Annotated in this window: 13 protein-coding genes; 2 read left to right on the forward strand and 11 right to left on the reverse strand. The window is 30.7% G+C overall.

What is annotated here, in order from left to right:
* Positions 1–20 precede the first annotated feature (20 nt).
* A complete protein-coding gene (gene rbsK, locus ACREV6_RS06280) occupies positions 21–956 on the reverse strand; it encodes a ribokinase (protein WP_431577154.1) in 936 nt (311 codons plus the stop codon).
* 277 nt (positions 957–1,233) lie between these two features.
* Complete coding sequence (gene menA, locus ACREV6_RS06285; protein ID WP_431577155.1) at positions 1,234–2,172, reverse strand: 1,4-dihydroxy-2-naphthoate polyprenyltransferase; 939 nt, start codon at positions 2,170–2,172, stop codon at positions 1,234–1,236.
* A 239-nt stretch (positions 2,173–2,411) separates the two neighbouring features.
* Here menA and ACREV6_RS06290 point away from each other — a divergent pair, with 239 nt between their 5' ends.
* On the forward strand, positions 2,412–2,966 hold the full coding sequence (locus ACREV6_RS06290; protein ID WP_431577156.1) for a biotin transporter BioY: 555 nt from the start codon (positions 2,412–2,414) through the stop codon (positions 2,964–2,966).
* A gap of 9 nt (positions 2,967–2,975) precedes the next feature.
* On the opposite strand, the gene ACREV6_RS06295 is transcribed toward ACREV6_RS06290, so the two are convergent.
* Together ACREV6_RS06295 and ACREV6_RS06300 are read right to left on the reverse strand one after the other, a co-directional pair.
* A complete protein-coding gene (locus ACREV6_RS06295; protein WP_431577157.1) occupies positions 2,976–3,314 on the reverse strand; it encodes an arsenate reductase family protein in 339 nt (112 codons plus the stop codon).
* A 98-nt stretch (positions 3,315–3,412) separates the two neighbouring features.
* Positions 3,413–4,783, reverse strand: a complete 1,371-nt coding sequence (locus ACREV6_RS06300) for a TRAP transporter large permease (protein WP_431577158.1) — start codon at positions 4,781–4,783, stop codon at positions 3,413–3,415.
* Positions 4,784–4,975: 192 nt separating this feature from the next.
* Between ACREV6_RS06300 and ACREV6_RS06305 the strand changes: the two genes are divergently transcribed.
* Positions 4,976–5,248 carry a hypothetical protein gene (locus ACREV6_RS06305; protein ID WP_431577159.1) on the forward strand — a complete coding sequence of 91 codons (273 nt, stop codon included), beginning with the start codon at positions 4,976–4,978 and terminating at the stop codon, positions 5,246–5,248.
* Between the two features lie 25 nt (positions 5,249–5,273).
* On the opposite strand, the gene ACREV6_RS06310 is transcribed toward ACREV6_RS06305, so the two are convergent.
* From ACREV6_RS06310 to ACREV6_RS06340, 7 genes are all read right to left on the reverse strand, one after another.
* Positions 5,274–6,485, reverse strand: coding sequence for an ABC transporter permease (locus ACREV6_RS06310; RefSeq protein ID WP_431577160.1), 1,212 nt, complete (start codon positions 6,483–6,485; stop codon positions 5,274–5,276).
* 13 nt (positions 6,486–6,498) lie between these two features.
* Complete coding sequence (locus ACREV6_RS06315) at positions 6,499–7,191, reverse strand: ABC transporter ATP-binding protein (protein WP_431577161.1); 693 nt, start codon at positions 7,189–7,191, stop codon at positions 6,499–6,501.
* 44 nt (positions 7,192–7,235) lie between these two features.
* Positions 7,236–8,390, reverse strand: coding sequence for an efflux RND transporter periplasmic adaptor subunit (locus ACREV6_RS06320; RefSeq protein ID WP_431577162.1), 1,155 nt, complete (start codon positions 8,388–8,390; stop codon positions 7,236–7,238).
* A 214-nt stretch (positions 8,391–8,604) separates the two neighbouring features.
* Entirely contained in the window at positions 8,605–9,477 is an 873-nt protein-coding gene (locus tag ACREV6_RS06325) for a tRNA 2-thiocytidine biosynthesis TtcA family protein (RefSeq protein ID WP_431577163.1), read from the reverse strand.
* Between the two features lie 97 nt (positions 9,478–9,574).
* Positions 9,575–10,627, reverse strand: coding sequence for an FAD:protein FMN transferase (locus ACREV6_RS06330; protein ID WP_431577164.1), 1,053 nt, complete (start codon positions 10,625–10,627; stop codon positions 9,575–9,577).
* A gap of 138 nt (positions 10,628–10,765) precedes the next feature.
* A complete protein-coding gene (locus tag ACREV6_RS06335) occupies positions 10,766–11,215 on the reverse strand; it encodes a hypothetical protein (protein WP_431577165.1) in 450 nt (149 codons plus the stop codon).
* A 162-nt stretch (positions 11,216–11,377) separates the two neighbouring features.
* Positions 11,378–12,451, reverse strand: coding sequence for a protease complex subunit PrcB family protein (locus ACREV6_RS06340; RefSeq protein ID WP_431577166.1), 1,074 nt, complete (start codon positions 12,449–12,451; stop codon positions 11,378–11,380).
* Positions 12,452–12,587: the final 136 nt, after the last annotated feature.

The raw sequence follows: 12,587 nt of genomic DNA on the forward strand, positions 1-12,587 counted from the left end.
TTATATGGGAAGCCCATTTATTAATTATAATCTTCACCGTAAATATCTATTACCTCTTTGTAAGTTGGTATTGAGGGTTGTGCCCCTGATCTTTGAACTACTATTGAAGAAACTTTATTTCCAAAGACTATAGCCTTTTTAAGATTTTCATAGTTTAATTCTTCAGACCCTAATTTACTTGCTACTGCTCCAATAAAACTATCTCCTGCAGCCGTTGTATCAATGGCATTAACCAAAATTGCTGGAATTAGTTCTGCCTTTTCCTTAGTTATTAATGCTGCACCTTTTGAACCTAAAGTTATTATTACGTAATTCACTCCCATTTTCATGAAACTCGCAGCAGCTTTTTTAGCACTTTCTAAGTCTTTAACTAAAATTCCTGTAAGTTCACAGGCTTCTGTTTCATTAGGAATTATTATATCTGTACATTCCAGCAAATTTTCATCTATTTTTTTTGCTGGAGCTGGGTTTAGTATTGTTATAATCCCTTGAGATCTTGCATATTTAAAAGCCTCCATTGTAATTTCACTAGGTGTTTCAAATTGTGCAACTATTACATCACAAGCCTTTATAATTGAATAGCTTTGCTTTATCTCATCTATATTAATACTCATATTAGCACCAGCTACTACAACTATTGAATTATTACCTTCACAGTTAACATTAATTATTGCTGTGCCCGTAGTTTCTTTATTATCTTTAAAAACATAGTCAGTATTTATGTCATCGTTTTCAAGCTTGCTAACCAAAAATTCACCATTGCTATCTAATCCAACCTTACCTATCATGTAAACTTTTGAACCCATCCTTCTAGAAGCAACTGCTTGATTTGCTCCTTTTCCTCCAGGCATAGTGGTTAAACTTTTCGCAAAAATTGTTTCACCAATCTTAGGCATGTTTTCTACTTTTAATACTATATCTAGATTTAAACTTCCAAGAATGCATATTTTACTCATATACTACATCACCTCTTATTTACTTAACCGATTAACTGAACCGGTTAATCATATTGTATACGTTTAAATTACCTTTGTCAATAAATAATTTTATATGTTTGCTTAACAATGGTTAAAATTAAAATAACCACCTCAAATAAGTTTATCCAACATGGATAGTTTTTATTTAAAGTAGTTACATTCAAATTGATATTTTAAAGAAATGGGCAATAGCTAAAATAAAAAAATTCGTTAATTTCTTGAGATTAATTAAATCTGCTAATGCTTATAAACGTTTCTACCAAGTAAATATAAGTGCTATTGATACTGATACAATGTGAATAATGTTAATTAACGCAAAGTTTTTCACAGAATAAACGAAAGTTTTACTTTTAATAGGATTTTGGCAAAATATCTTTATATTTTCATTCAATGGTATTATAGTCAAGATTACCAGCAAAGACACAACTGGAGAAATTTTCAATATAACTAAAATTATAATGTCTAGGTATCCAATATAATATAATATTTTAAATAGTTTTAATGCATTTTTTGAACCTAAATAGTGTGGCAATGTGTATCTATTATTTAATATATCCTCTTCAACATCACAAATGTTGTTAGCAAGCATTATGTTTGCTATACCGCACATTGTAGGTATGGAAATTAAAAATATATAAAATACTTCCACTAGGTTTATGCTAAGATTTAACATATTATTAGAATACATAAAAGTAACTATATTTCTATCAAATACATGAATGTATAGAGATAAAAACAAAATTATAAATCCCATGAATACTCCTGAAAATATTTCCCCAAAAGGTGTACGTGAAATTGGAATAGGTCCATAGGTATATAGTATTCCGGCTAAAAATGAAATAACTCCAATTAAGAGAACAATTATATTAGTTTTTAAAGTTAATAAAATTCCAAAACAAATTGCTATTAAAAGCAAAATGGAAATTATAGTTAAGGCTGTAGATTCATTGAAGCCATATTCTGGGGTTTCATTTTTATTTTCATGACTTTTTAAAGCTTTCTTATAATCAATATAATTGTTAATTGCTGTTGTAGCCATATCGAATGCTAATAGAGATATACCCATAATAATAAAATTTTTAGAATTAAAGCTTTTATACCTGTACAGTGAATACAGTGTTCCCAATATAAATGGTATCATACTGGCCAATTTTGTTTTGATTTCAATAAATTGAAAGAAACTAGTTAAAGACAATTTTAAGCCCTCCTAATAATAAACATATGAAATAAGCACTTATAATGCAGATTCCATTGTAAGTTAATTATAGCCTATTAAAAAAAACTCGCTATAGTTTGTTTGACTTTGAAAATAATCCATGATAATATAATTGTAAACCTCATTTAATAATAAGGTTTACAATATCTCGCCTAACACATCACCATAGACTATATTAGTGTTAGGTTAATTTATAACTTTTTAGGGAGGAATTTATTTTGAAATTATCCGCGCGAGATTTAATAATTACTGCATTATTTACATCGCTAACAGCAGTGGGAGGCTTTATTTCTATACCACTAGGCCCGATTCCTGTAACACTTCAAACTCTTTTCGTTGTTTTATCTGGACTTATATTAGGTGCAAAGCTCGGTGCACTATCTCAAATTACCTATGTCATTTTAGGCTTAATTGGAGTGCCTGTTTTTGCTTCTGGAACTGGAGGATTAACTTCTGTAGTTAGCCCTACCTTTGGATTTTTATTGTCTTTTATAGTTGCAGCTTATGTGATTGGGAAGCTTACAGAAAAAAGCAAGTCTCTTTCTAACATAATATTTTCTGTTGTTTCAGGAAGTTTTGTAATCTATATTATAGGAGTACCTTACTTTTATTTTATTTTTACAAACTATTTAGGAAAAAGCATAAATTTTTATGCAGCTCTTAAATACGCTTGCATACCATTTATACCCGGGGATGTTATAAAAGCAATTATAGCTATAATCTTAGCAAAACAATTAATTCCTAGGTTGTCAAAATATCTAAATTCAAAGTAATATGTACTACTATTCCCAGGTTGTCCATATCTCTGGCACATAACCCACGGTGGCTTCTTTTCCGTTCCGTACTATAGGAGTCTTAAAAAGTTGTGGGTTTTTCAACAGAATATCTTCTTTAGTCTCCTCTCCTCTAATCTGATCTAAATTTAATTTTTTATAATCCTTTGATTTTGTGTTAATTAAATTATTTAAACCTACAGATTTTTTTACACTTTGTAGTTCACCCTTACTAAGTCCTTTAATATTTAAATCTATGAATTGATATTTTATAGTTCTTTCCTTAAAATATCGTTCTGTTTTTTGTGTATCAAAACACTTTTTGGTTCCAAAACATTGAATATTCATTTGTTTTAATCTCCTTAAAATGTATTAGTGTAAATTTTATGCTACCATTAATTATAGCATTGATTACTATTAATTATGAAGACACCCTAAAAAAATAACTATAATATTATAATAGCCATTATAATTGTTGCGACTATGCCAAAAGTAACAGGTATAAAATTTTTCCTAGCTACTTCATAGGGTTCAACCTTACATATTCCGGCTGCAGCAACCACGCTCCAAGGAATTATAGTTCCGCCACCTATCCAAATGGTAATGATTTGACCAAAGGCTGCCACCTTTTCTTTGTCTATAACAATAGCGGTTGAAAATGTGTGAGCTAAAGTTCCGACAAGGGGCAGACCTGCAAAACCTGAACCGCTAAGCCCAAGAAGTGTGCTTACGGCTGTTTGTATGCCTATCACAGAATACTTAGATAGGGGCACCTTGCTAGCTGCATATATGCCTATATCAGTTAAAATGCCGCTAGCATCATTACCCAATATAGCCGTTGCTGTATTTTCACTTCCTAGAAAAAAGAAAGCACCGATAATAATAATTGGTGCAAATATACCTATGCCAAAAGTAAAACCACTTTTAACATATTTAGTAACCTGGCCTAATGATGTTTTAATATTAGTATGAACTATAGATGAAATTATCATTATTATCGCAGCTGTTCCCCCTATCAAAGCTGTAGATTCTGAGCCTATTAATTTTAAGCTCGTTATGAATATTATGTCTATAATAAATGCTAAAGGGGTAGCTATTGCTATGAATTTTGGTCCAATGGACTGTTTTCGAACTATTTTTTTAGTTTCAGTTGTTTTATCATCAATCACTATTTCTATACTTTTTTCTTTTCTCATAAGAATGAATGCTGTAGTTATAGTAACTATACTCATTACCCCCCAAAATGGAAGGCAATCTTTAATAATTCCTAATGGACTTGTCAAATTTGCAGTCTTAGCCGTTATGGATGGTGCTACTTGAAGAACAAAATCACTAGATAAGGCGACTCCATTTCCAAATATACATAAAACTACCGCAGCCCATACAGGAGGTAAACCGGATTTCACTGCCACAGGCACCATTAAAGCACCTATAAAAACCACTGCAGGTGTCGGCCAAATAAACCATGAAACCATAGTCATAGTTATACCTAGAACAAAAAAGGACATAGTTTTGTTTATCATTAATTTCTTCAGTGGTTTTATAATTAGTTCGTCTGAACCAATGTCAGTTAATGCACTAGACATTGCATTAACTAATGCAATAAGGACAACTACTTCAATAAATTCTTTTCCAGATATAACTACCGCCTTATATATAATCTGTACAGCGCTTAGAACATCACCTGTAAAGATATAACCTATTATTCCAATTCCTAAAATACATGGAAGTATAACATCCTTTTTAAGTGTAATTATCACAATAATTATTACAATGATGATGATATACGCATAATGGATTGTACTTAAATTTACCATGTGTTTTTATTCCTCCTGTGTATTAAAAAATAATCAATTTGTATTGTTTCCAAAAAGGATTAAAAACATGCAATATATAACAAAGCAAACATTCAAATATATTTCATGACTTTAACTATTATTTATGATAGACTTATGACTAACAAAAAATATTTGATAATACAATAGTATTTTCTAAAATAGGAGGCAAACATGTTAAAAATTTGGGGGAAATTAATTTATGATAATAGAATTATTGAGGATGAAGTGTCCGTGTCAGAAAGCCTAGATAGTTATCAAGAAAATTTAAAAGCCTGCATAACCGAGTTATGTTATAAATTTGATATATCAACACCTTACTGGCTAAAATCAAATGTTAATGAATATAATAAAAGACGTAAAACTAGTTTTGATGAAAATAATTTTATAGAGGAAATTCACTTTGATAAATTTATGATAGAAGAATTAAAAGAAAATGAAAAATAGTGCCCTCACAGGCACTATTTTAATTTTACTCATATCTAAGGGCATCAATTGGATCTAATTCTGCTGCTTTTTTAGCTGGGTAGATACCAAAAAAAACACCCACTGCTGAAGAAAATAAAATAGACCCTACTATGGAAGCCAAAGATATCACAGGCGTTATTCCTGCAAAACTTCCTATTATTTCAGCCCCAACAATGCCCAAAATCATTCCAATTATACCTCCTATTAAGGATAAAATAACTGACTCAATTAAAAACTGCATTAGTATTATTTTAGTTGTTGCTCCTACTGCTTTTCTTATGCCTATTTCCCTTGTTCGCTCGGTCACTGACACAAGCATTATGTTCATTACACCAATGCCACCAACCAGTAATGATATAGCCGCAACAGCACTTATAAATGCTGTGAATATTCCAAGAACACTGTTAATTTGCTCAAGCATTGCCAGTGCATTGTCTGCTGAATATATTTCCTTGCCGCGATTATTATGCCTGGATTCTAACATTTTTATTGTTCCATTTCCTACGGATTCACTATTATCTTGGGAATCTGCAACTACGGTTATTGAACTTATTTTAAATTCCTTGGACTGCAGGGTACTTAAGAAGGTTACTGGTGCAGTTATTATAATGGGTTTACCAGTATTTCCACCTTTTCCAAAAGGAGAAGATATTCCTTTTTCAACACCTACAATAGTCATCTTTTTCATTAATGCATTTTGACCTATTTTTATACTTTGCCCTACTACATCTGAATAACCAAACAAGGTAATTGCATCAGTTTCATCAATTATGCCTACTGCGGCTCCTTGCTGATATTCCTTCTCATTAAAGTATCTTCCAAAAATAATTTCTGTGTTATTTATATATGCAAGATCTGGAGAGCCTCCCCTCATAAAAGCGTTTTTACTTTTCTTATCAGAAAAAACTGTACCTTGAAGTTGAAAGGCAGGGCTTGCATATTTAATGCTCTCAATTTTTTGTTTTATTTGTTTAACATCTTCTAAGGTTATATAATCTGTTGATTGAGCATTTTCTCCACTTACTTTAACTGTAACTGAAGAGGCACCCAATTTTTCAAATTCACCTGTGATTGCTTTTTGACCGCCTTGACCAAGAGATACAATTGTTATAACTGAACTTATACCAATTATTATTCCAAGCATGGTTAGGAAAGAACGCATTTTATTAGCCTTTATGCTTTCTAAGGCTGTTTTTACACTTTCAAATATATTCATACTCTCACTCCCTTTATAAAAGGATTCTATGCTTAACAATAGAATCTGATACAATTTCGCCGTCTCTAAACCTTATTATTCTATTTGTATGATCTGCAATATCATTTTCATGGGTTACCATAAGGATTGTAGCTCCTTCATTATTCAAATCTTCAAATATCTTCATTATATCTTCTGAAGATTTAGAATCAAGGTTCCCGGTAGGCTCATCTGCCATGATCACCGCTGGAGAATTAACTATGGCCCTTGCAATAGCAGCTCTTTGCTTTTGTCCTCCCGATATTTCATTTGGCAAATGACGTACTCTATCTGATAGCCCTACTTTTTCAAGTGCATAAAGGGCTTTTTCCCTGCGCTCCCTGGCAGGTATACCTGCGTACATCATAGGAAGCTGAACATTGTCGAGTAAGCTAATTCTTGGAATAAGATTAAATGACTGGAATACAAATCCTATTTCTTTATTTCTAATATAGGCAAGTTCATCACCGCTGAGAATTGAAATATCACGTCCATTCAAAATATACTTACCACTATTCATTTTATCAAGACATCCTAATATATTCATCAAAGTAGATTTTCCAGAGCCAGAAGCCCCCATTATTGATGTAAACTCCCCCTTTTCAATTTTAAGACTAATATTTTTAAGGGCTGTGAATTCAAGATCTCCAGTTTTGTATATTTTTATAAGGTTTTTTACTTCTAACATTTATATTCCTCCTTGTATTCCCTGGGGTACAAAACAATTATCTTTTACTTCGCTGCCTCTTTTACAATTATGCCTTCCACAATTGAAGTTGAAGGGTTCAAAATAACTTTTTCATCTTTTTTTATCCCTTTAGTTATTTGAACTTCGGTGTCTGACTGGGATCCAATAGTTACCTGTCTTTCACGCACTATATTTTCTTCAACAACGTACACTAAATTTTTGCCGCCTTTTTCTACCCTTAAGGCTTCTGAAGGTATTTTAATAGCGTTCGCTGCTTTGCTTACTAATATGTCTATGTCTACATCAAAATCTATCTTTAAATCTGGAGCTTTATCTAGAATAGATATTTCCACTGCTAAGGTTGTTTCACTTCCGGTTACTCCCACTGTTTTACTTGCTGCCGGATCTATAAATGAAACACTACCTTTATAGGTTTTGTCTCCATTTTTAAGGATTACCTCTTGACCAATTTTAACTTTACTTGCATCATATTTTCCAAGGGAGGCGGTTGCTTTTAAGTCTTCTATATCTTGAACTACTACCACTGCTTCCATACCACTGCCTACCGCACCTTCTATTGCCTTAAGTTTTGTTACAACTCCAGCATTTGTAGCTATAATTGTGCTTTTATTTTCTACTAACTTTTGCTTAGCCGAATTCAAGGATATTTCTGCTAGTTTTACAGAATTATCTGCTTGTTTTAACTTCTCCAAAGATAAGGGCGATAAAGCACTTTTTTGTTGTTTTAAACTTTCCAATTTTGCTTTGTCCGTTGGATTTGTGCTTTTTTCTAATGTTGCAATTTCACTGCTTAAATCTTCAATTTTACTTTTAATATCATTATTTTGATTGTACAGATCTTTTTTAGCAAGGACTGCATTATCATATTGAATTTGAGCTTGACTAACTGTAGAAGCTAAATCTATAGTATCATAGGTTACTAGGATATCCCCTATTTTAACCTTGTCTCCTACTGATACATTAACTTTTTTAATTTTAGATTGAAGACCAAAATACTCTTTACTACTTTTTGAATTCACTGTTGCTGTAGTAGATATATAAGATTTAAGTTCACCTACCGCAACTATTGAAGTTTTTACAGTTACAATTTTACTAGCCTTCTTTTTTTCACTTATCAGAAAAACACCACTTAAAATACCTACTACAATTAATCCATAAATTACTGTTTTCTTTTTCATCAATATTCCTCCTTATATGCTTCGCTTATAGTTATCAATTTTTAACTTTATAAACACAACTTAATATTCATATTATACAATACTGTTATAAACTCTTTCTAAATCATTTCTAAAATATACATATAAAATATAAATTTATTAATAAATTTCAAAAATACATGGTAATTATATAAAAAATAGCAGCAGAACACAATAAGTATTCTACTGCTGTTTATTAATCTTCATCTTTATCATAAAAATCTAAATAGGAATAATTTTCTCCATTTTTTTGCCAACCTAAAATAGAATCCATATTTACATTTTGTGCAGCTCTAAAAATAGATTTATCTACATCACTAAAATTTTTCTTTAAATCTTTAACTAAAGCTTTAATTTCATGGCGCTTGTTTCCTATCTTTTTAGCCGCAACCATGCAGGCACAATTAAGTGGCCAAATACCGCTATTTTGTGTGAAATCTTCAATATATTGTTCTTCAATATAATATAGAGGACGAATAAGTTCCATTTCTTCAAAATTTTGTGATTTTAATTTAGGAAGCATGGTCTTAAAGTTTCCTGAATAAAGAATATTTAACATAGTGGTTTCAACTACGTCATTAAAGTGGTGCCCAAGGGCAAGTTTATTGCAACCTAGTTCTTCTGCCTTTGCATATAGGGCCCCACGTCGCATTTTAGCGCACATGTAACAAGGATAATCCTTTGCTATGTTATCAATTATATGGAAAACACTTGATTCAAATATTTTCACCGGGATATTTAAATGGTTACAATTATCAATTAATAGTTCTTTTATATTTTCATGATAACCAGGATCCATTGCAATAAACTCTAATTCAAATTTAACACTTCCATAATGTTGTAACTCTTGAAATAATTTAGCCATTATTAGACTATCCTTACCCCCAGAGATAGCCACAGCAATTTTATCTCCCTCTTTAACTAACTTATAATCCACTATAGCTTTAGTGAATTTTGTCCAAATATGTCTTCTATAGGTTGTAATAAGACTACGTTCTATTTCAGCTACTGGTTTTCTTTCATTAAATGGAACTCTTATTTCACAACCCTCTCCTGCAATACTACTCATAAAATCACCCCTCTAATACATTAGAATATTATAACATATTTAAGAAGAGTTTGTCTTTGAAAAATGCAATGGAATTTATAGTATGATTTTTTCTTTTCTAATTTTTTAATGTAAATGCTGCATTTGTGATTTTGAAATTATCTTTTAACCCAGTCGTAGTGTATACCTTCTTATCTTTAGTTATAAAAATACCTTCTACTCCAGGCATTGTATTTATAAATTTCATTCCTTCCTCTAGTCCCAATGAAAACACACTAGTAGAAAGAGCATCTCCATCAATTGATTTTTCACTTACTATGGATACTCCTGCTATAGGATTATCACAAGGGTAGCCTGTGCTAGTACTTAAAATATGGTGATATTTCACACCATCTTTCTCAAAATACCTTTCATAAATACCAGAAGTAACAATAGATTTATTTTCAACTTTGATCATTCCGATAATATCACCCCTCTGAGTAAAAGGATCTTGAATTCCTATTTTCCAAGGAGTACCAGTAACATTTTTACCCATAGCAAATACGTTACCCCCAAGATTTATAATAGCATGTTCTACGCCATTTTCTTTGAGAACTTTTACTACTTCATCAGCAGTATATCCCTTAGCTATAGCGCCTAAATCTATTATCATACCTTTATTTTTAAGAAATGCTGTTTTATTTTTTTCATCTAATATTAATTTTTTGTAATTTATCAGTGCATTTTTTTCTTGAATTTGACCTTTTGAGGGCACTTTTGCTGCATCAGTACCTATTCCCCACAATTTTACAAGAGGGCCTACAGTTATATCCATTTTTCCGCCTGTTAATTCTGCAAACTTTACACCTTCTTTAAGAACTTCCATTGTTCCATCAGAGATTTTAATTGGCTTTTCTCCAGCTGCATTATTTATATCTATAACCTCACTAGCCTCTTTACTAAGGCTCATTGTATCTTCAATTTCACGAATTCTTTTGAAAGCACTATCTAGTACTTTAGTAGAAGTTTTATCATAAATTTTAATTGTACACACAGTTCCCATTAAAAACTCAGTATTAGAAATTGGCTCTACTGGTTGTAGAACTTTTTTAGAACAAGCAGATAGTATTATGGCTAGTATAGTACATGTTGCAATAATCCTAAGTTTCTTATTTCTTGATGAAAAAATCATAATTATACACCTCATTTTCTCATTTAATCAATTATATTTGGCTTATAGTTAAAGATTATTCAAATATTAGAAATGTTATTTATCAATAAGAAGGACCTTAGACCTAAGTCTAAAGTCCTTCTTAATTCAATTATTACTTTATTTCTTCATAGCCTTAGCTTCTGTATACAATTTTTCAAAACTTTTTGCAGTCGTAGTTGCACCAGTAACCGTTGCTACCTTATCTTCTTTTAAAGCAGTTTCAGTTAAACTAGCATAAGCTTCTGTAATCGTAATTCCTTCTTTTTTATCTGTTTTGGCATCTTTCATAGCTTTAGAGTATCCAGCATCCTCGCTTTTTTTCTTGCCATCTTTATTAACTTCATCATATTCTACCTTAACAATCTTTGCTCCTTCATAGGTTAATGATAACTCAGCTTTCCAACCACGTTCGTCAAAATCTGAAGCTGAAGCTTTATATACTTCAGGTGCTGTAGTTTCTGCTGGCTTTTCTGCTACTGTAGGTTCTGTTTTTTTACCACAGCCACTTAATATTGAAAGTGTCATTACACCGGCAGCCATTATTGAAAGATTTTTTTTATTTTTCATTACAAATACCCCCCATTTTTAAAGATAAATTCACTAAATATTTAATTTATTTACTAGTTAAAATTTTATCATAATAGTGGTACCAGTGCTAATAAAGATGTGATTTGTTCATTAATAATACGTTTTGTTAATTTAGTTCATGGATATATTTCATAGGTTAAATTACTCTACTGCTACCTTATCTCTTATTGTAAACATCATTCTATAACCTTCAATAGTAGATTTGTTTTTCCATTCTTCTGCAATATCTTTTGATATAAATAGATAATAGGTTTCCGAAGATTTATAATTTGTAATTGGTATAACTTTAGCATACGTCTTATCATAACTTACACTTAATTCAACATCCATTTTATTACCTAAACTATCTAAAACATATACTGTATCGTGAGTAAAGTTTAGATTTTTAATACTTATATTAAATTTAATTGTCCATTCTTTGTCTTCTACTACATTAATATAATTTTTTAGTTCCTTCCAATTTTTGTTTTGAATATTTGATGAGAAAGTGTTTAGAGAAATCTGACTTAAGGGCATTGCCATATTGTCTTTATATTTTAAAGGAGTGCCTAGAACATATTTAATAAATACCTTATCCGAAACCTTTAGATCCTTAACTATTTTAGGGTTTGAAGAGTAATAATAATGATAATTGCCTTTCTCATCTAAAATAGTAGCATAGGTATTTTTTTCTACAGTTTCGATTTTTTTAAGAATTCCTATCATAGAATCAATCCCTATAGGAGGATGCACCTTTTCCATGGTAAGATTATCAAAACTTTGGTCTTTTATATTTTCCACCCTTATATTTGGCGTTATTCCTTTTGCTTTTATAATTGTATAAGGCTGCGTTGTAACTTGTGTCACCATCATTTCTTTTGCGGGAATTAATTCTTTAACAAATACATTAGTTTTTCCTTCATTATCTTCAACACCGGTAACTTCAATAGAATATCCCCCAGTAGGTTTAGTCCCTCCCATTATTGCAATGTAAATATAACCAGTTAAATCATCTACTGTAAAAACGAAGCCTTTTGTATCTTTATTTTTATTAACCATTTCCATTAGAATCTGAGGAGCATCTAACTTACTTATTACTTCAAAGTTTATTTTATTAAGTATAATTCTTTGTTTAGGAACATTACTTATTAAGTTTGAATTTAAAGCAGAAACAGGAATTGCTTTAAAAGTAAATGACATAGTCAATATTAGCCCAATTATTATTTTACTCTTCATAAATTTTACCTCCAATTTTATAAATATTCTTTCATTTATTAGACGATAGTATAATGCGTAATGTTTCATTATTTTAAATATTTAAACAATAAAGTGACAGTTTCATAAAAATTATAATAGTTACATCAATATCTAT

The organism is Clostridium sp. (genome assembly GCF_050717515.1).
Taxonomy (GTDB): Bacteria; Bacillota; Clostridia; order Clostridiales; family Clostridiaceae; genus Clostridium_AD.